The sequence below is a fragment of the Paenibacillus sp. FSL R7-0026 genome (assembly GCF_038004485.1).
GTDB lineage: Bacteria > Bacillota > Bacilli > Paenibacillales > Paenibacillaceae > Paenibacillus > Paenibacillus xylanexedens_A.
In genome coordinates this window covers 5,512,973-5,533,211 of sequence record NZ_JBBORG010000001.1, presented here as the reverse complement: position 1 = coordinate 5,533,211, position 20,239 = coordinate 5,512,973, and the positions used below count along the sequence as shown (strand labels likewise).

Sequence of the window (20,239 nt, the reverse complement as noted above, 5' to 3'; positions counted from 1 at the left end):
AACGAATATCAATAGATGGTTAAAGCCGTTGTCCCCCGGGACAGCGGCTTTTTGTCTTTTTGAACCCGCATTTATGAGTAACGATTGAAAAAAAGCCCATTTACAAATGAGGACCACAGGCATATACTGATTAAAAGTTGTATTGAGTAAAAACAATTGCATAAGTGCAAAAATGATTATCATTCTCATTCGAGATTATTTAAAATTATTCACAAAACCATGCTGCTGCGGGATTCCCGCAGCAGCATGTGTCATTTTTAGGGCATTAACAATGGCTCTTATTCTCAATACAACTTCATTTTTGGGAGCGGAATTTAGCAGACTCGTCATCCGCAAACCTACCATTGGAAAGGAACGTGATTTATATGCAAGCGATACATCAAGCTCTACACAGACAGAAACAAGAAGAACAACGCTCATCCCAAACACCCGCCCCCAATCGGGGCAAGAAGCCTGATTTTCGAGCCATGGTGCAGAATAAAGAGATGCAATCTGCATTGGGCAGCGGGCTGTTGATGCTGATTGCCTGGGGAACTGCACCGTATTTTGGTACCTTATCCATCATGCTCTACATTGTGGCGTATGCCGTTGGCGGTTGGACCAAAGCGAAGGAAGGCATCGAGACACTGGTCAAGGAACGTGATCTGGATGTAAACCTGCTGATGATTGCCGCATCCCTTGGGGCAGCAGCCATCGGTTACTGGAATGAAGGCGCGATGCTTATCTTTATTTTTGCACTCAGTGGTGCGTTGGAAAGTTATGCGACAGAGCGCAGTCATAAGGATATCTCATCGTTGCTTGCGCTGAAGCCGGAGACTGCACTGCGAATTGAGGATGGACAGATGAACCTCGTGGCTATTGATGATCTGCAGCCGGGTGATCTCCTGTTGGTCAAACCGGGAGAACTGATTCCTGCGGATGGCGTGGTGTACCGTGGGAGTTCTTTTATCAATCAGTCATCCATCACCGGAGAATCCCTACCTGTAGACAAAGTTGCGGGGGATGAAGTCTATGCAGGTACGGTAAACGGGGATGGTGCATTATACGTAGAGGTCACAAAATCGGCTGAAGGGTCACTGTTCGGCAAAATCATTAAAATGGTGGAGGAAGCGCAGGCGGAAGTGCCGGATTCCCAGCGTTTTATGGAGCGGTTTGAAGGAATTTACGCACGCATTGTTGTAGGGGTGACTTTACTTGTGATTGCAGGAACTCCACTACTGCTTGGCTGGACATGGAATGAGGCATTTTATAAAGCGATGGTATTTCTGGTTGTTGCTTCGCCTTGTGCATTGGTGTCTTCCATCATGCCTGTCATGCTGTCCGCGATGTCCAGCAGCGCCCGCCGTGGCATTCTCTTCAAGGGAGGTGCCCATATGGAGAATATGGCTCGCACGCAGGTCGTGGCTTTTGACAAAACAGGTACATTGACCATGGGGACCCCGCAAGTGACAGATATTATTACGGCTGAAAATGTAGATCGCGCCCAGCTGTTAGCTGCGGTAGCGGCAATTGAGAACCTCTCGATGCATCCCTTAGCTCGTGCCATCGTAGATCAGGCGAACAAGGAGAACATTACCCTTCAGGAAGCGGAGCACGTACAGGCCCTAACAGGCTGGGGCATCGAAGGAACGGTAAACGATGTGATCTGGAGCATTGGTAAAACAGATGTACTGGGGTCAATGCAGTCAGAGGAGATGATAGGCAGAAACGTTGATACAGATGAACATGGTGCTAACCATATGAAGGTATCTTCTGAGTGGGTCGATGTATGCTCCCGTCTTGAAGGGGAGGGGAAAACCGTATCCGCTGTTATGGCTGATGGTGAATTAGTCGGGCTGATCGCGATGCGGGACACGGTACGGCCACAGGCAGCAGCTGCAGTGAAAAAGCTTGAAGCGATGGGTGTAAAAGTTGCCATGTTAACAGGTGATCGAGCCAGATCAGCCTCTGTAATTGCCCGTGAAACAGGAGTAAGCATGGTCTATGCAGATTTGCTGCCTGAAGATAAAGTGAAGCAGGTACAAGCGCTCCGCAAACAGTATGGTCCTGTGTTAATGGTAGGGGATGGTGTAAATGATGCACCGGCACTTGCAGCAGCTACTGTAGGTATGGGGATGGGATTGTCCGGCAGCGGTACTGCACTGGAGGTCGCTGATGCGGTACTAATGAACGATAACATTGAAGAGATCGCTTGGGTGATTGGGCAGGCTCGTCGAGCACAGCGCACGGTGAAGCAGAATATGTTTTTTGCCATTACCGTTATTCTGGCTTTGATTGTTGGTAACTTCCTCCAAGACGTTGCATTGCCTCTGGGTGTGGTAGGTCATGAAGGCAGTACAATTCTGGTTATTTTGAATGGGCTCAGGCTGCTACGGTAATCAGATTTGGAGAGGAAAATGGCTAATTGGTTTCGCTGGTAGCATGCGGCTGGTTGAACAGCTTACGTTTGAACCTTGGGTCAGCGGGTAATGATTCGAAGAGACGATTCGATAATAAGGGAGCTGTGAAATATGGGACGTTATGTACAAGTGGAACCAAATGTAAAAGTATATGTTGAAGATATTGGCGAAGGCACCCCGGTTGTCTTTTTGCACGGCTGGCCTGTTAATTATAAAATGTTTGAATACCAGTTGAACGTACTTCCGAACCATGGCATTCGTGCCATCGCGATAGATTTTAGAGGATATGGCTTATCGGATAAGCCTTCCACAGGGTATGATTATGATCGTATGGCAGACGATGTTCGTGCCGTTATTGATGATCTGGAGCTGAAAGACGCGGTGCTCGCAGGGTTCTCCATGGGTGGAGCGATCGCAGTACATTACATGGCTCGCCATAAGGGACATGGTGTCTCCAAGCTGGCCTTGTTATCTGCGGCAGCACCTGTGTTCACACAGCGTGAAGGATATCCGTATGGATTGACTCCGGAGCAGCTGAACGAGCAGATTATTGAGCCGATCTTTGCAGATCGTCCGAAGTTACTGGAGACGTTTGGCGGCATGTTCTTCGCGAAGAAACACAGCCAGCCATTCATGGATTGGTTCCACGCCCTCGGCATGGAAGCTTCATCTTATGGTACCATTCGCAGTGCAATGGCGTTGCGGGATGAGGACTTGCGAGGTGACCTGAGTTCGATTCAGGTGCCAACAGCCATTTTACACGGGAAAAAAGATGAGATCTGTCCGTTTGAGTTCGCCGAGCAGATGCACCAAGGCATCGCTTCGTCTCAACTGATTGCTTTTGAAGAGAGCGGTCATGGTGCATTCTATGATGAATTGGAAAAATTCAATTCGGAACTGATTCGTTTCATCCAATCCTGATCAGGAGAGGGCATAATGCCTCTGACGGACGATCCCATTAATTTCATGGAATCTTCATTTGTGGCTAAACAAAGAACCCGGTCGACAGTCTTGGACTGTTCGCTCGGGTTCTTTAGTCTTCAATTAAAACAGTTCGGTCAGACCAATCATCGTGATGAGCCCGAGCAAAAAGGACATCGTCGCCACACGTGCATTGCCATCGCCGTGACTTTCGGGAATAAGTTCCTTATAAACGATGAACATCATCGCACCGGCTGCAAAGGCCAGACCATAAGGCACAAGACCAGCTACGAGACTGCTCAAGGTGTAACCAATCATAGCTGTTATAATCTCTACCGCTCCCGTCAGGGTGGCAATACCCAGCGCTTTGAAGCGGCCAATGTTCTGGTTCACGAGAAAGAGGGCCACCAGGAATCCTTCCGGTGCATTCTGCAATCCGATGGAGAAGGCAATGAGATTGCCCAGGTTCTCATCCGAGCTTGCATAGCTAACGCCAACGGATAACCCTTCTGGCAGGTTATGCATGGTGATGGCTGCAATAATCATGAAGGCTTTGGTTTCAATTTTAAAAGGCATTTTCTCGGGATTCTCCAGATCGACGTGTGGGATCTTCATCTCCAGCACAAGTAGAACCAGGCTACCAAGCATAATACCAAATGCAAGTACAAAGAGATTCGATTGGCCAAGCGCTTCCGGAATGAGGTTATACACCGAGGCCGAGGTCATAATACCTGCGGCGTATGCCAGCAAGATATCACGCAGACGGTGTGATATTTTACGCATAAATAGAATCGGTACGGCCCCTAGGCCAGTAGACATGGCTGATATAAAACTGCCAATGAGTGCATCGTTCATGCTTCCATTTTCCCTCCTGATGAAGACTTCTTCATAATCGCTGCCGAGCATTGACACCGTACATAAAAGAGATCATAATGAACAACAGATTAGAATGATTATAAATTAGAATTCCGTTTCTGCATAGGGCCATTGTCATTTCACAGGCAGGTCTTGTGGACATGATGTGGGCTTTTCGTTCTAGTGTATGCAAAAGCCTAAGCTTTTGATGCCGGAGGGTCTAACCTTTTTGCAGAACCCGGGGGAGGAACTATACATGTATAAATCAATTATTATTGGAACAGGCCCTGCAGGGCTTACAGCAGCAATCTATCTGGCACGTGCCAACTTGAACCCACTCGTTATTGAAGGACCACAACCTGGTGGCCAACTGACAACAACGACTGAAGTGGAGAACTTCCCAGGTTTCCCTGATGGTATTATGGGTCCTGAACTGATGGATAACATGCGTAAACAAGCGGAGCGCTTCGGTGCTGAATTCCGCACAGGCTGGGTGAACAACATCGATATGAGCGAGCGTCCATTCAAGATTCAAGTTGAAGGTATGGGTGAACTCGTATCGGAAACATTGATCCTGTCCACAGGCGCAACTGCTAAATACCTGGGTATCCCTGGCGAAGAAACGAATGTAGGCCGCGGTGTCAGCACATGTGCAACATGTGATGGATTCTTCTTCCGTAACAAAGAAATCATCGTCATCGGCGGTGGCGACTCTGCCCTTGAGGAAGCAAGTTTCCTGTCCCGTTTCGGTTCCAAAGTAACACTGGTACACCGTCGTGAAGAACTGCGTGGCTCCAAAATCATGCAGGATCGTGCACGCAGCAACGAAAAAGTAGAAATGGCTTTGAACCGTACACCACTTGAAGTACTTGCTGGCGACAACGGCGTAACCGGACTGAAAGTGCTGAACAACGAGACAGGTGAAGAAGAAGTGATTCCGGCAAGCGGCGTATTCGTAGCGATCGGTCACACACCAAACACTGGTTTCCTTGGCGGACAGATCACTACGGACGAACATGGATATATCCTGACTACACCAGGTACATCCGAGACAAACATCCCAGGCGTATTTGCATGTGGTGACGTACAGGATACACGTTACAAACAAGCAATTACTGCTGCAGGTAGCGGATGTATGGCTGCCATGGACACAGAGAAATACATTGAGAGCTTGGAGCACAGCGCAGTTGTTCTGTAATAGAATGAGCTGATTCCAACCAAACTATAGATTAATATAAAACCATATGAGGTGAATTAAACATGGAAAACGTAATTGTATATACATCAACGAACTGCCCGAACTGCAAATCCGTAAAAACGTTCCTGGCTGACAAAGGTATTTCATATGAAGAGCGCAACATCGAAACTAGCGATGAATTTGCACAACAAGTATGGGACATGGGTGTACGTGCCGTGCCATTGACTGTCATTGGTGAACACCGCATTCTGGGTATGAACAAAACTCAATTTGCGAAAGCATTGGACGCTTAAATCAGGCTGATTATCTGAATCATCATGTGTTGAAAGAAATTTTCGATTCATATGCAATTCCGGTTTTCGCGAGCCGTTAGGATATAGAAAGAACCGTACCCGGAAGGGTACGGTTTTTTGTGCAAACGCAGAATATGATCTAGAAAAAAATACTCATGAAAGTCTGAAATACAACATACACCAGCAATCCTGATAGCATGTACATGAAACCAGCCTTCTTTTTGCTCTGGAACAATCGGAGTATGCCAAGGCTGAACAGGGGCGCAAGCACAATCAGGAACAGGAGGACGGTGACAAACATTTGCGCCGAGATATCTGAAGTATCCACGTAGGTCACGCTTTTTTTCACTCCGTTTCGTTATCGGAATTAACACAGCTACATTCACATAGCCATGACAAAAATCACATAACCCCATTATACATCTGGATTTCTTTAACAAAAAGGGAGGAAATGGGGCGAAATGATGTCAATTTTCAGCTGTTATTAGACAGATACCCTAATTTTTCCTAAAAACTGGGATATCGCAGAGTAAGCGGCACCAACGCGGGTGGAACGGCTGCCCAGAGCTGCCCATTCAATCTGCAAACTGCGGCGGTGATAAGGTAATGTACGTTCCTCGACAACTTGTTTTAACGCTGTTTCAATCCAGGGACCTGCTTCAGAGAGCGGACCGCCAATGATAATACGTTCCGGGTTGAAGCTGTTAACGATATTGGTAATGCCAATCCCCAGTTTGCGCCCAATCGTGTTGTATAATTCTTGAACAGCATCGTGACCTTGCTCCGCATAATGAATAAGCTCGCGTGTGGTATGAGCAGGTAATTTTAGCTGATGGTCCGAGTGCTCGTAGGCTTTTTCCGATGCGTATAACTCCCAGCAACCACGATTACCACAGGAGCAGGGCAGACCTTCCGCTTCAATGGACATATGGCCTGTTTCCCCTGCGTAGCCCCACGCGCCTTTGTATAATTCACCATCTACCATGATGCCTGAACCAATCCCCATACCTGCACTGATGTAGATCATGTGACGGACACCGATACCTGCCCCAAAATTCAACTCTCCATGGGCACCAGCATTGGCTTCATTATCGATCGTTACAGGCAGTTGAAATTCTTCTTCAAGCATCGAGCGCAGAGCTACCTTCTCCCAACCCAGGTTGGGTGCAAACAGGACCGTTCCGGCCTCATCCACCATGCCGGGCACGCCGATACCAATCCCAATGACACCGTGAGGGGAAGGAGGAGCTGCATCAATGAGCTGTTTTGCTGCCAATTTCAATTGCTCCAGAACAGAGGACACGTCGTGATGTTCCAAGGTCACTGCGTACTCTGTAATGATGTGTCCTTCCAGATCTGTAAGCACGCCTTTCAAATGGGTCACACTGAGTTCCAGACCGACTGCATAGCCTGATGTCCCTCGAAACAGCAGCATGAGTGGTTTACGACCGCCGCTGGATTCCCCAGGGCCAATCTCCTGCACCAGGTCATCACTGATCAGATCAGCAACCAGGTTGGATACCGTTGCTTTGTTCAGCCCTGTAACCTCGGACACTCGTGCGCGAGAAAGAGGGGCATGGCGCCGGATCGTATCCAGAACGATCGACTTGTTTATTTTTTTGACCAGCATCTGGTCTCCGGTAATTTTCATATGGTTAAGGCACTCCTATTCTTCTGATAAAAGGGTTCTGACCCACATCCGAAACAAGTTATTCGACTATTATAGCGTAAACAAACATGTAAAAAACAATTTTATTTTACTTTGTTTAACCAATAGACAAAGTATATTCGATGTGATAGGATAACGGTGTAAACGATTTCTTAAAACTATTGAGGAGGCATTTTACACATGGCCTATTTTGAATCCGTTAATAAAATTGCATTCGAAGGTAAAGATTCCAAGAATCCTTTTGCTTTTAAACATTATAATCCGGAAGAAGTGGTAGCCGGCAAATCGATGGAAGAACATTTCCGTTTCGGCATGGCTTACTGGCATACATTAACTGCAGGCGGCAGTGACCCGTTTGGTGCGGAGACAGCTGTTCGTTCGTGGGATAAATACTCAGGTCTGGACCTCGCGAAAGTACGCGTGGAAGCGGCATTTGAATTTTTGGAAAAAATGAATCTCCCGTTCTTCTGTTTCCACGATGTGGACATTGCACCAGAAGGCAACAACCTGCGCGAGTTCTACAGCAACATTGATACCATTGTTGATCTGATTGAAGATCATATGAAATCCAGCGGCAAAAAACTGCTCTGGAACACGGCGAACATGTTCTCGAACCCACGCTTCATGTTTGGTGCAGCATCCACTTGCAACGCAGACGTGTATGCTCACGCAGCAGCACAGATCAAAAAAGGTCTGGAAGTGGGTAAACGCCTGGGCGCTGAAAACTATGTCTTCTGGGGCGGTCGTGAAGGTTACGACACATTGCTGAACACAGACATGCAACTGGAGCAAGACAACATTGCTCGCATGTTCCACATGGCTGTAGACTACGCGAAGGAAATTGGCTTTGATGCACAATTCCTGATCGAGCCTAAACCAAAAGAGCCAACAAAACATCAATATGATTATGATGCAGCAACTTCCATTGCTTTCTTGCAAAAATACGGTTTGGACAAACACTTCAAACTCAACCTGGAAGCGAATCATGCTACACTTGCTGGTCACACATTTGATCACGAAATCCGCGTTGCTCGTACAAACGGCATGCTCGGTTCCCTCGATGCGAACCAAGGCGACATGTTGATCGGTTGGGATACGGATGAGTTCCCGGTTGATATGTACGATGCTACGTTGACAATGTATGAAGTATTGAAAAACGGCGGTATCGGCCGTGGTGGTGTGAACTTTGACGCGAAAGTACGTCGTGGTTCCTTCGAAGCTGACGATCTGTTCCTGGCACACATCGCAGGTATGGACACGTATGCAAAAGGTCTGAAAGTAGCAGCGAAGTTGATTGAAGATCGCGTATTCGATGACTTCATCGAAAAACGTTACAGCAGCTTCAGCGAAGGTATTGGTGCAGATGTGGTTGCAGGTAAAGCAACACTGGCTTCCCTTGCTGAGTACGCGCTCAACAATGAAAGCCCACGTAAAAACCAATCCGGACGTCAGGAATTGCTGAGAGCACAACTCAACCAGTACATCTTGGCTGACTAATAGCGCATTAGGTAGGGTTGGTGCACGTCGACCACCAATGGTTATTCAACTCATATGTGTTGGACATTAGTATCCAAACTAGCCTATGAACAAGATTAGCTTGTACCATGGAACGCCTGAACAAGCATGACATTCGGACCGTCCCCGACTTTCCCTTGGGAAGACGGGGGCGGTTTTTTGATTAAATAACGCGATTTTTAAATTTTTGATATAAATGAATAATTTGCATGCTAAACGAAGTGAGCAGAAAGGACCCGAGGAAGCAAAGCGGTCGCATTATCCCCGGATTTTACCCTTGCTAAAGGGTATAAAGGAAATCCGGGGGTAACGGCGATCCAAGGGTTTTCTGATCACGGAGTGACCACATGAGCATTAGGGTTTCATTTATAATCAATGACGAATCAAGGTCATTGGATCAATCTTTTCGCTACAAAAACGAGTATGTTTTTACTGTTTTGATATAAATGGTTGTCTAAGATGGTACATGCAGAACGAAGTGAGCAGAAAGGACCCGAGGAAGCGAAGCGGTCGCATTTATCCCCGGATTTCACCCTTGCTAAGGGGTATAAAGGAAATCTGGGGGTAACGGCGATTCGAGGGTTTTCTGATCACGAAGTGACCATATGAGCATCAAGGGTTTCATTTATACAATCCTGTTACAAACGAGAGGAGTTAACCTATGAGTTACGTAATTGGCGTCGATCTTGGAACTAGCGCGGTCAAAACCGTGTTGGTCAATCGTGAAGGAAAAGTGGCATTTGAAGCATCCGAGGCATATCCGTTGTACCAGCCCAAGGCTGGATACAGTGAACAAAATCCCGAAGATTGGGTAGAGCAAACCATTGTTTCCTTGCGTAAATTGCTCGAAGTGTCTGGCGTGCAGCCTTCGGAAATCGAAGGATTGAGCTTCTCCGGTCAGATGCACGGACTGGTGTTGGTGGATGCTGAAGGCAAACCGCTGCGGAATGCAATCCTGTGGAACGATACACGCACAACGGCTCAGTGCCGCCGGATCGAAAAAGTGCTGGATGGCAAGCTGTTAAGCATTGCCCGGAACCGTGCACTGGAAGGCTTTACCTTGCCAAAAATTTTGTGGGTTCAGGAGAACGAGCCTGAATTGTTACAGCAAGCATCCTTGTTCCTATTGCCGAAAGACTACGTGCGTTATCGCCTGACCGGGGATTACGCTATGGATTATTCCGATGCAGCGGGAACTTTGCTGCTGGACGTTGCAGGCAAACAGTGGAGCAAAGAGATTGCAGAAGCATTCGAGCTACCAATCTCCCTTTGTCCACGTCTTGTGGAATCGTTTGAGGAAGTGGGCACGTTGCTGTCTGAGATTGCGGACAAAACGGGTCTGGCGACTGCGACGAAAGTATACGCAGGTGGCGCGGACAATGCATGCGGTGCCATTGGCGCAGGCATTCTGAGTGAAGGACAGACGATGTGCAGCATCGGAACGTCCGGGGTTGTGCTTTCCTACGAAGAGCGTAAAGATCTCGACTTCGAAGGCAAAGTACACTTTTTTAACCATGGAGAGAAAGATGCCTTCTATATTATGGGTGTAACGCTTGCCGCAGGATACAGCCTGTCCTGGTTCAAGGATACGTTTGCAGCGGACAAATCATTTGATGTACTCTTGCAGGGCATTGATCAGATTCCGGCGGGCAGCAACGGATTGTTGTTCACACCATATATCGTTGGGGAGCGTACACCTCATCCGGATGCGAACATCCGTGGCAGCTTCATCGGTATGGATGCAGGACACAAGCTGGAGCACTTTGGACGTGCGGTGATGGAGGGCATTACCTTCTCGCTGCGGGAGTCGATTGATATTCTGCGTGGCGCAGGTAAAACCGTCAATGAAGTCATCTCCATTGGTGGTGGTGCCAAAAATGAAGCCTGGTTGCAAATGCAGGCGGATGTCTTTAACGCTACGATTGTGAAGCTGGAGAGCGAACAGGGTCCTGCGATGGGTGCAGCGATGCTGGCTGCCTATGGCTGTGGCTGGTTCCCATCCTTGCAGGAATGTGCAACAGCGTTTATTCGTCCAGCGAAGTCCTATGAGCCGAACCCGGAAACGGTTGCCGTCTATGATGGATTGTTTGCACTGTACCAGGAAGTCTATGGACAGACACGTAGTCTCAATGATCGTTTGGCTGAATACCGTTAATTCATTTATTTCACTACATTAATCTTATGATTACATTTAAAAGCATCCGCGAAGGCGGGTGCTTTTTTGTCGTTCATCAAGATTAACCCCATGAAAGGTTTACTTGGCCTGCATATCCGCATTCCGGCTCTGCATAGATTGGAAATAGAGGATTGTGATTCGTCCAGGCATCGTGTGTCGGACATTTTAATAGGTAGAAGCTTGAGCATGGGGGTGAAGCTTTGGATGGACATGAGGAACATGGAAGACCGCATATTACCTTGTCGATGATCGTTCGTAATGAAGAGAATCGGTATCTCAGGCAGGCACTGGAGAGACATCGTCCCTGGATTGATCGCGCAGTAATCATTGATGACGGAAGCACGGATGGAACGGTCGCACTGTGCAGGGAACTTCTGGAAGGTATTCCACTCGTATTAGTGGAGAACGCTGCTTCACGTTTTGCAGACGAGGTAAGCTTGAGAAAACAACAATGGGAAGAGACGGTGGCGACCAATCCGGAGTGGATTTTGAATCTGGATGCGGATGAGATTCTAACCAGTGACTTTGGGGTGGTACGGGATCTGTTGCTCAGTGGCAATGAAGATGCGATCTATTTCAGATTGTTTGATATGTGGAGTGAGACGCATTACAGGGAAGATGAGTTCTGGCAGGCGCATGCCTATTATCGGCCATTTCTGATTCGTTATCACCCGGGGATGAACTATGAATGGAAGGAGACACCCCAGCATTGTGGTCGTTTTCCGTTAACGATCCAGCATTGGTCCTATGGATGTCATGCTCCTCGGGTGAAGCACTATGGTTGGGCGCGGGAAGAAGACCGCATCCGCAAATATGAACGCTATCAAGCACTGGACCCTGAAGCAAGATACGGTTGGAAGGAACAGTACGAATCGATATTGGATCAAGAGCCACGACTGTTGGCATGGTTCGAATAAGGAGAGGGGGAGTGAGCACGTTGAAGAAAGACCTGTTACGTAAATCGCAAGAAGAATTCAAATCTCAAGTAGAGCCGAATTCCCAAGAGAAAGAGAATCAGAATGAGAAGCAACATGAGAGCGCAAATGAGAATCAGAAAGAAAGCCAGAGTAATCATCGACCGTCCAGACATTCTGATAAATCGCTGGAAACCCGCCAATCGGAAACGCTTGAAGCGCCTGGCCAGGAAAGAATACTGATCGCCAGCCCGGTTCGCCAGACAACGCCGGTGCTCCGTGAATTTCTGGATTCTCTACATGCACTGGAACGAACAACAGTGAAGACGGATTATCTGTTTGTTGACGATAACGTGGAAGAAGCCGCATCGAATATATTGCATGAATTTGTGCTTCAGCATGAAGGGACGGTTATTCAAGCAGATGAACATGGTAACGGTAGTCCTGACAACAAAGGGGTGTACAGCAAGGATGAGGGAGGACATTATTGGCAGGATGAGCAGATTTGGCGTGTAGCCGGTTTGAAAAATCGCATATTGCAATATGCACGCGACAATCACTACGATGCGGTTTTCCTGATTGATTCTGACTTGGTGCTGCATCCGCGGACGCTGGAGCAACTTGTATCGAGTGGCAAAGACATTGTATCCAATATCTTTTGGACCCGCTGGCAGCCGGATGCCAAGGAAATGCCGCAGGTATGGCTGCAAGATGAGTATGCTTTATATCGCCGCGGTGGCAAAACAGTAGACGGAACCGAGGCGGAGGACGAGGGCACGCAAACGACTGCTTTTCTAACGCAACTCCGGATCCCGGGTTGTTATGAAGTTGGAGGACTAGGGGCGTGTACCCTTATTCGCAAAAATGTTTTGGCAGCTGGAGTTTCATATGACCAGATTCCCAATGTATCCTTCTGGGGTGAAGATCGTCATTTCTGCATCCGTGCTCAGGCACTGGGTTTTCGTTTGTTCGTCGATACTCATCTCCCCGCGTACCACATCTATCGATTGTCCGAACTGCCGGGGGTATCTGCCTTTAATCGCAGGGCGAGACGAGGTGAGGAGACGATCAGTATTACCCTGTGTATGATTGTGAAAAATGAAGAAGCTTCCCTGGCCAGATGTCTGGACTCGGTCAACGGGATTGCCGATGAGATTGTAATCGTGGATACCGGTTCGACGGATCGTACCCGTCAGATCGCTTCCAGGTATACGGATCGTATCGTTGATTTTGAATGGGTGGATGACTTTGCAGCAGCACGCAACTTTGCCTTCGATCAGGCAAAAAGTGAATATATTCTGTGGCTGGATGCCGACGATGTGTTTGAACCGGAAGATCGGGCGAAACTGATCGCCTTGAAACGTTCGCTGGACCCGGATGTTGATAGTGTCACGATGGATTATAATCTGTCATTCACAGCAGATGGCAAGGTAGCCTACAGTCTGCGCCGGAATCGTCTGGTGCGTCGGGATCGGCAATTTCGCTGGATTGGTGCGGTGCATGAATACCTAGCTGTAGCGGGCAATCTGCTGCATAGTGATATAGCGGTTACCCACAAGAAAGATAAGGAGTATACCGATCGGAATCTGCGGATCTATCGCAAAAGGGAACAGGCCGGAGAGGAATTCGGGCCGCGTGACTTGTACTACTTCGGTAACGAACTGAAGGACCATGGACAGCATGAGGATGCAGTGAAGTACTATGAGAAGTTTCTGGATACCGGATTGGGCTGGGTGGAAGATCAGATCGCTGCTTGCCAGAAAATTGCGGATTGTGAAGCTGCACTTGAACATTCGGAACAGGAAGTCACGGCGTTGTTCCGATCATTTGCCTATGATTTGCCAAGAGCTGAGATATGCTGTCGATTGGGTGGTTATTTTGCCGACCGTGAAGATTATCGCAAGGCCCTGTTCTGGTACGAACAGGCGACTCGTGCTGTACGTCCTGATGATCCTATGGTAGTGCTGAATGAAGCAGCCTGGACCTGGATGCCGCATCTGCAACTATGTGTGTGTTATGACCGGATGGGTAACCGTGCCAAGGCCCGGGAACATAATGATATCGCACTCGCCTATCATCCAACACATCCGAGCATGTTATATAACGATCGATACTTTAAAGATTTGGAGAAGGATAACGTGTTGGAAAATGCTTAATATTTTCAGTCGAAATACGGCCTCTTTCGTGGAATTGAATGGGTGAATCAGCCCATGTTCCATGGAGAGGTTTTTTGCATTGTGATAAAAATACATCATAGAGTTGGTGAAGACGCATTCACTTTGAAATGGATTAATGTATTTCATCCAGGGGAGGATATGCTTTACAATAATGAATAACGGAAAAGCGGTGACCATGATTGCCTGTCTTCGGCTGCCGAATTGATGAAGCAAGGGGAACTGGATATGAATCTGACGGAAGTTCTATTGGAGTCGAGGCTGGTCGCGATTGTACGTGGTATAAGCCGTGAAGCGGCAGTAACAGCTGGACAAGGTATGACGAATGGTGGCATCCGATTGATGGAAGTCACACTGAACACACCTGGAGCACATGATATTATTGCAGACTGGCGTGAGCGGCATGAAGGAAAGGCTTTTGTTGGAGCGGGTACGGTACTGAATGTGCAGATGGCGAAGGAAGCAGTTGCTGCAGGAGCACAATTTCTGGTGTCTCCCAATGTCGATCTGTCTGTCATTGAATATGCTGTAGAACATGGTGTCGAGATCTGGCCTGGAGCCATGACACCCACGGAGATTGTCGCTGCCCATGAAGCGGGAGCACGAGTTGTGAAGTTGTTTCCGATGGCGAGTCTGGGCATACCATATCTGCGGGAGATCAAAGCTCCACTGAATCATATTCCACTGCTGGCAACAGGTGGTGCCACACTGGAGAATATTGCTGATTATTACGCAGCAGGCGCTGCTGCAGTGGGTCTGGGAAGTGCACTTTTACCACGAGAAGCTCTTGTGGCAGGAGATCATGAGCAGATTGCAGAATGTGCACGGAGATTTGTGGAAGCAGCTGAAGTCTAGGTTTTCAACGTCAGATGAGGGATATGTATATTTGGGTATATATATGAAGGTGCCTTTAGATTAATTGTTAGATTAATCTTTATCATAAAAAGCCATGTCGCTTAACGTGCCGTTCATTCTATTGTTTTATGATGGATGTATGCCAGAATTCGGAGAGGAGAGATGCCCTGTGAAAGCTAAAACAGTGATAGGCGGCATGCTCGCCGTGGCCGCAGTAACGGCAGGTGGTTTATGGAAGGCAGCGGTAAAGAGCCAGACACCCAAGAAGATTCCAATCACACTGACACCCCCAATGCCATTTGAGGATGTGACCTTTGACAGTGGGGGAGGTCGGGTGCATGGCTGGTTCATCCCGGCCAGAGTCGACATTCCGAAACCATGGCCGCTCATTATTATTGCACATGGCTGGGGCTCCAATCGCTCCCGTGTTCTTCGTTACGCACGTCCGATCTGGGAAGCTGGATATGCCTTATTTATGTATGATGTGCGTAGTCATGGGGCCAGTGATCCGGTTCGTGCTGCATCTGCCTACCTGTTCCGGGATGATCTGCTCGCGGCGTTGCAGTATACGACTGCACGACCAGAGATTGATGCGGATGCCATCGGAGTGCTTGGACATTCTTTGGGTGGACTGGGTACGATTCTTGCAGTGACGGAGGGAATTCCTGTATCAGCAGTGATTACGGACTCGATGCCATCGCAATTTGAGGTAATCGTCAGTTCAGAGCTGAGGCGCCGGCGTCTGCCCTTGTTTCCACTGGCCCAGTTAATTCCGAGAATCTGGTTCTGGCGACTGGGTGAATCTCTGAAATCTTATCGTCAGCGTGATCCGGTGACGATGCTGAATGAACGGCGCAGGGGGATGCAACTGCCGATGCTTATGGTGCACTCCAAGGGAGATAATTTCATTCCCCCGAGTGAGCTTGAATATTTTATGTCCAAAGCCGATCCGCCTGTAGAACATCTATGGGTCAACAGCGGAGGACACAGTTGTTCCGAGGAAGATCCCGCCTTCTGGGATACCGTTATTCCATTTTTGAAAACCCATGTCCAAGGTCAGGCGAATTCGAATGATTCGTCTATAGCGAGTAGTTAACAAGGTAGAATCAGCCTACATAAGAGTGCAGGCTAACAGAGAAAACGCCAACGTAATTGGCGTTTTTTTTGCTGTTACTAGCAATATGCAGAAATTCACATTTGTAAAATTGCCCGGAAAACGACGATTAAAAAGGAAGCTTATGGTATCATAGAATAGACTGGCAATATTCATGCGAGGTTATTTGTTATGCTTCTTTGTATGAAATTGAAGGGAGAGGTCCAGATTTGAGTTTGAATTGGAAGTTTAATTTACGTTTGAAAATGTTCGCAGCGAAAGCAACAACCGCAGCGATGGCAACACTGCTGCTTGCTTCGCAAACACCAGGTTTTGCAGGCAGTGCATCAGCCGCGCAAGCAGAGCAGTTGACCGCAGCGACAACGGGGGAAAATGAACAACTAGACGCAACGAGCAATGACGTGCCTGAGGGAGCGAAAATCTCATCCAGGCAAGCCAGTGAAAATATACTGAAATTATTTCCATTATTAAAAAAAGCAACGATCTCATCTGCACGATTCGATTCACCTAATTCCTATCCACCGCCAGAATACAAGGCGTGGGAGATCGGGTTCCAGATTACACAAGGCAATCATACGTCGGGATTCAGTGGAACTGTACATGCAGGCACAGGGGAAGTGTTAAGTGTACATTTGCCGTCGGATATCCTGGATAAACATGTCTCGGAATCAGATGTGAAGTTAACCAAAGCTCAAGCTGAAGAAAAGGCCGTGGCACTGTTGTACCAAGCGATTCCAGGTCTTAAGGAAAGTGAATATGCTCCGCTTGGAGATCTGTATTCTTCCATCGAACAAGAGTCATTGTTTGGCAGAACAGAGTATCGATACGGGTACCAGTTAAAACATGATGGATTGTTATCCGACGCAGAGACAGTCTACATTAATGTGGATGAAAGTGGTTTGGTGACAGGTTACTCACGAGGTACTATTGAAGCCAAGTATCCCTCATCGAAACCGGCAGCTTCAGAAGAGAAGGCCAGACAGCAGTTTGAAGAACAGTTCGATGTGGAACTGGCTTATATCGCCAAAGATCGTCTATCTTCCAAACAGGGTCAGCAGTATTACCTTGCATATACACCAAAAAATATCAGTATCGTTCCGATTGAGGCCAATACGTTGGAACGAATTAATACATTAACAGGTAAAGCTGTAGATGAAGATTCTTTGCAGCAGGATACGAAGTTGAAAGGTGATGTAACTCCTTTTGTCCCGGCCAATGGTACGAGGTTAAATGTTCAGCAGGCCGCCAATCGGGTCGCAACGAACTTTGATATTCCCAAGGGTTATAAGCTGGAACATAACCAGCTGGGCAAGGGATATTACTCAAGTCCGAACAATCAGGTATGGAGTCTGAGCTGGAGCGATCGAAGTGCCAATATGTCCTATATGTTCATGCGGGATATTTCAGCACAGGTAGATGCAGTTACCGGGCAGATCTACAGTTATACGATGATGCAACGAATCGGACCAGAGATGGAACAGGAGAAGCCGGCTGAGGAGAAGGCAGGCAAATTGGTAACCCGGAAGCAGGCTGAGAAACTGGCGATGGACACAGTGATTGCGCTAGTTCCAGACGCGACGGAGCAGTTCCGACTGGCTAACGTGATTGAGGTGGATGATGCTCGCACATTTTTGTTCCAGCGTTATCTGAACGGAATTCCGGTTAAGGAAGATACGGCACAAGTACAGGTGTTGAACAACGGGACGATTAACGAGTTCTATACACGTATTGCGGCAACGCCTGAACAACTGCCGGCAGATGTTAAGCCAGCCATCAGTTATGAAGAGGCCAAGGCACTCTATCTGGAGGAGTTCAAGCTGATCCTCGCATATTCCCGTTATGGCGGATATGGTATGAACGGTGGTCAAGTCATCCCGGCGGGGGTGAATCTTGCTTATATGCCTACACGTGATGAGAATTCGATCTATGGTAACTATGAAGCGCTGGATGCGAACACAGGGGAGTGGAAGCTTTTATACGGAGACACAAGCTCTGCAACCAAGACCGAACCTACGGATATCTTGGGTCATGTGGCCGAAGCAGCTCTACGCAATATGACACAGCATGGCGTATTGCTTGCTGATGAGCAGGGACGCGTATTCCCGGATCGTGTGATCACCCGAGGAGATTGGTTTAACTATCTGGCAAGAGCGATTAATCCAAATATGGATCTGTACTACAGTGGGGACGGAGATGACAAGTTATACGCTGATGTGAAACCTGACAGCCCGTATTATAAGGCAGTTCGGGCATTAATCGATCAGCGCTGGCTTGCCGGAGCGGACCCTGAACAGAATTTGAATCCGCAAGAAGAGATGACACGTGAAGAATTGGCAGTGCTGCTTGTACGTATTTTACGCTATGAGAAGCTGGCCGGATTCTATACATTGCCATCGGATCTTCCCAACATTGCGGATGCCAGTGCCATTACGAGTAAGGGAGCGGTTTCCCTGAGTCTGAAGCTGGGATTGCTTCCTTCGATTGAAGGACGATTCATGCCTGCACGTAAAGTGACGGTAGCTGAAGCGTCACAGGTATTGGAACGGCTCGCGAAGCTTCAAGGTAAGACAGATACGTTTATGAGTGGTAATCGCCTGTATTAGACGAGGAATCACTCATATCTTGCCCAAGCGAATCATAGGATGAAGATAACGGGTAATCGTGATTTATTGAACTGAAGATCAAAGGGACCTTCCATAGAAGGTCTCTTTTGATTTAATTTTTACGAAAGTTATATAAGTTCAACTAAACATTTACTCAGCGATCGGAAAGTTGTTCTGACATCGGAGTGTTCGTGTAAATATTCTTTAGTTGAAATGATATAGAAGATGACGACAGAGCCTTTTGTGATACAATAGGGCGTGAGAACTTTGCAAAGAAGGGTGGGTTCCTTTCATGGGTAAGAACGGGAAACGAATTATCACCATACTGCTGGCAGGCTGTCTGATTGCTGTAGCGTTACCACGTACGGTTGATCTGGATCAACTGTATGCTGCATCAGGAACATCAGATATATCCACGGCAACAGATTTGCGCCAGACCTTGCTTACCGCAATGTCACAGCGAACGGAGGAACTTGTTTTTACATACAAAGGCAATGTGAAAGGCCTCAAAAAACAATTACAAACCTCCATCGATGAGGCAATGAAGAGTGACCCCTATATTCAATATACCGTTAAAAGTTATGCATTTAATTATAAAGGCTCCAATGTGTCCGCCGAGGTCCATGTGACTCTCTCCTATCGGGAGACCAAGGAGCAGACCGATTATGTGAATCGTAAAGTCACAAACGTGTTGAAAGAAATCATCAAACCAGGCATGACGGATCATGAGAAGGTCAAGGTCATCCATGACTGGATTGTGCTTAACCTTTCCTACGATACTTCGTTGAAGAAATATACGGCCTACGACGGGCTTGTTACAGGCAGTACCGTCTGTCAGGGATATTCACTGTTGGCATATCGGATGCTGGAGCGAGTAGGTATCGATAACCGGATTGTGGAAGGTACAGCAGGCGGGCAGCTTCATGCCTGGAATATCGTGAACCTGGATGGCAAGTGGTATCACATGGACACCACCTGGGATGATCCTACCCCTGACCGCAAAGGTAAGGTGAGCCACAGCTATTATTTGCTGAGTGATGATGAGATGGCACGTGACCATATCTGGACAGGCAAAAGCAAGTACCCCGCTGCGCCAGCCCCATATCGAGAAGCTTTATTAAAGCTGGTGAAGGCCGGAGATAGCAAAAAAGCTGCTTATCAGAAGCTGTACCATGCTCTGGATTATTCCCTGTATGATGAACAGGATGCCGTCAAAGGCCATGCTGCGCTGAAGACCAAGGTTCAAAGTAAGCTGAAGGAAGGCGGAACCTCGCTGACATTCAGGTACAAGGGTACGGAGGCTGGGCTGATTGAAGATTTGCAAGATTTGTACCAGCTTGGCATGAAATCGATATCTTATTATGTGTCCAAAATGGAAGGTACTACGGATCTGCGCGTCAAAATTAACTGGACACTATAACAACCGTTTGAACAGGATGCTCCGATTGAGGAGTATCCTTATTTGTGTTCAATTTTCTGTTCAAAAGCGAGGATTTTAGTGTTGTCTATTTTTTGTATATGTCGCTTTGCTATTCTAATCTTCGGCGTATGCC

The 20,239-nt window shown here is 47.6% G+C and carries 15 protein-coding genes; 12 read left to right on the top strand and 3 right to left on the bottom strand.

The genetic code is table 11. The features are described 5' to 3' along the window. Positions 1-365: 365 nt before the first annotated feature. Together MKY44_RS24300 and MKY44_RS24295 are read left to right on the top strand one after the other, a co-directional pair. Positions 366-2,378 carry a heavy metal translocating P-type ATPase gene (locus MKY44_RS24300; protein ID WP_341008917.1) on the top strand — a complete coding sequence of 671 codons (2,013 nt, stop codon included), beginning with the start codon at positions 366-368 and terminating at the stop codon, positions 2,376-2,378. A gap of 132 nt (positions 2,379-2,510) precedes the next feature. Beyond that, complete coding sequence (locus tag MKY44_RS24295) at positions 2,511-3,320, top strand: alpha/beta fold hydrolase (protein WP_341008916.1); 810 nt, start codon at positions 2,511-2,513, stop codon at positions 3,318-3,320. A gap of 123 nt (positions 3,321-3,443) precedes the next feature. On the opposite strand, the gene MKY44_RS24290 is transcribed toward MKY44_RS24295, so the two are convergent. After that, on the bottom strand, positions 3,444-4,175 hold the full coding sequence (locus tag MKY44_RS24290; RefSeq protein ID WP_036606933.1) for a ZIP family metal transporter: 732 nt from the start codon (positions 4,173-4,175) through the stop codon (positions 3,444-3,446). A gap of 256 nt (positions 4,176-4,431) precedes the next feature. On the opposite strand from MKY44_RS24290, the gene trxB reads away from it, so the two are divergent. Together trxB and MKY44_RS24280 are read left to right on the top strand one after the other, a co-directional pair. Further along, complete coding sequence (gene trxB / locus MKY44_RS24285) at positions 4,432-5,373, top strand: thioredoxin-disulfide reductase (protein WP_047841589.1); 942 nt, start codon at positions 4,432-4,434, stop codon at positions 5,371-5,373. Between the two features lie 62 nt (positions 5,374-5,435). Next, positions 5,436-5,666 carry a glutaredoxin family protein gene (locus tag MKY44_RS24280; RefSeq protein WP_036668031.1) on the top strand — a complete coding sequence of 77 codons (231 nt, stop codon included), beginning with the start codon at positions 5,436-5,438 and terminating at the stop codon, positions 5,664-5,666. A 139-nt stretch (positions 5,667-5,805) separates the two neighbouring features. Here the strand turns inward: MKY44_RS24280 and MKY44_RS24275 are convergent, their stop codons facing one another. Both MKY44_RS24275 and MKY44_RS24270 read right to left on the bottom strand, forming a co-directional pair. Further along, positions 5,806-6,003, bottom strand: a complete 198-nt coding sequence (locus MKY44_RS24275; RefSeq protein ID WP_017692236.1) for a hypothetical protein — start codon at positions 6,001-6,003, stop codon at positions 5,806-5,808. A 147-nt stretch (positions 6,004-6,150) separates the two neighbouring features. Then, positions 6,151-7,317 (bottom strand): ROK family transcriptional regulator, encoded by a 1,167-nt coding sequence (locus MKY44_RS24270; RefSeq protein WP_341008915.1) that lies wholly within the window; start codon positions 7,315-7,317, stop codon positions 6,151-6,153. 198 nt (positions 7,318-7,515) lie between these two features. Here MKY44_RS24270 and xylA point away from each other — a divergent pair, with 198 nt between their 5' ends. The 8 genes from xylA (at position 7,516) to MKY44_RS24230 (ending at position 20,106) form a co-directional block, all read left to right on the top strand. Continuing rightward, entirely contained in the window at positions 7,516-8,832 is a 1,317-nt protein-coding gene (gene xylA, locus MKY44_RS24265) for a xylose isomerase (protein ID WP_036606941.1), read from the top strand. Positions 8,833-9,511: 679 nt separating this feature from the next. Then, positions 9,512-11,005, top strand: coding sequence for a xylulokinase (xylB, locus tag MKY44_RS24260; protein ID WP_341008914.1), 1,494 nt, complete (start codon positions 9,512-9,514; stop codon positions 11,003-11,005). Positions 11,006-11,226: 221 nt separating this feature from the next. Next, a complete protein-coding gene (locus MKY44_RS24255) occupies positions 11,227-11,943 on the top strand; it encodes a glycosyltransferase family 2 protein (RefSeq protein WP_341008913.1) in 717 nt (238 codons plus the stop codon). Positions 11,944-13,025: 1,082 nt separating this feature from the next. Then, positions 13,026-14,096, top strand: a complete 1,071-nt coding sequence (locus tag MKY44_RS31555) for a glycosyltransferase (protein ID WP_445255494.1) — start codon at positions 13,026-13,028, stop codon at positions 14,094-14,096. 246 nt (positions 14,097-14,342) lie between these two features. Continuing rightward, complete coding sequence (locus tag MKY44_RS24245) at positions 14,343-14,969, top strand: bifunctional 4-hydroxy-2-oxoglutarate aldolase/2-dehydro-3-deoxy-phosphogluconate aldolase (RefSeq protein WP_341008910.1); 627 nt, start codon at positions 14,343-14,345, stop codon at positions 14,967-14,969. Positions 14,970-15,138: 169 nt separating this feature from the next. Next, positions 15,139-16,065, top strand: a complete 927-nt coding sequence (locus MKY44_RS24240) for an alpha/beta hydrolase (RefSeq protein WP_341008909.1) — start codon at positions 15,139-15,141, stop codon at positions 16,063-16,065. A gap of 227 nt (positions 16,066-16,292) precedes the next feature. Then, positions 16,293-18,686 carry an S-layer homology domain-containing protein gene (locus MKY44_RS24235; protein WP_341008908.1) on the top strand — a complete coding sequence of 798 codons (2,394 nt, stop codon included), beginning with the start codon at positions 16,293-16,295 and terminating at the stop codon, positions 18,684-18,686. A 292-nt stretch (positions 18,687-18,978) separates the two neighbouring features. Then, positions 18,979-20,106 carry a transglutaminase domain-containing protein gene (locus tag MKY44_RS24230; protein ID WP_036606951.1) on the top strand — a complete coding sequence of 376 codons (1,128 nt, stop codon included), beginning with the start codon at positions 18,979-18,981 and terminating at the stop codon, positions 20,104-20,106. Positions 20,107-20,239 lie beyond the last annotated feature (133 nt).

Excerpts from the sequence above, each read along its gene's own strand:
- MKY44_RS24270 (WP_341008915.1), bottom strand. The coding sequence starts at position 7,317 with ATGAAAATTACCGGAGACCAGATGCTGGTCAAAAAAATAAACAAGTCG.
- MKY44_RS24245 (WP_341008910.1), top strand. The coding sequence starts at position 14,343 with ATGAATCTGACGGAAGTTCTATTGGAGTCGAGGCTGGTCGCGATTGTA.
- MKY44_RS24280 (WP_036668031.1), top strand. The coding sequence starts at position 5,436 with ATGGAAAACGTAATTGTATATACATCAACGAACTGCCCGAACTGCAAA.
- xylA (WP_036606941.1), top strand. The coding sequence starts at position 7,516 with ATGGCCTATTTTGAATCCGTTAATAAAATTGCATTCGAAGGTAAAGAT.
- MKY44_RS24295 (WP_341008916.1), top strand. The coding sequence starts at position 2,511 with ATGGGACGTTATGTACAAGTGGAACCAAATGTAAAAGTATATGTTGAA.
- MKY44_RS24230 (WP_036606951.1), top strand. The coding sequence starts at position 18,979 with ATGGGTAAGAACGGGAAACGAATTATCACCATACTGCTGGCAGGCTGT.
- xylB (WP_341008914.1), top strand. The coding sequence starts at position 9,512 with ATGAGTTACGTAATTGGCGTCGATCTTGGAACTAGCGCGGTCAAAACC.
- MKY44_RS24300 (WP_341008917.1), top strand. The coding sequence starts at position 366 with ATGCAAGCGATACATCAAGCTCTACACAGACAGAAACAAGAAGAACAA.
- MKY44_RS31555 (WP_445255494.1), top strand. The coding sequence starts at position 13,026 with ATGATTGTGAAAAATGAAGAAGCTTCCCTGGCCAGATGTCTGGACTCG.
- trxB (WP_047841589.1), top strand. The coding sequence starts at position 4,432 with ATGTATAAATCAATTATTATTGGAACAGGCCCTGCAGGGCTTACAGCA.
- MKY44_RS24290 (WP_036606933.1), bottom strand. The coding sequence starts at position 4,175 with ATGAACGATGCACTCATTGGCAGTTTTATATCAGCCATGTCTACTGGC.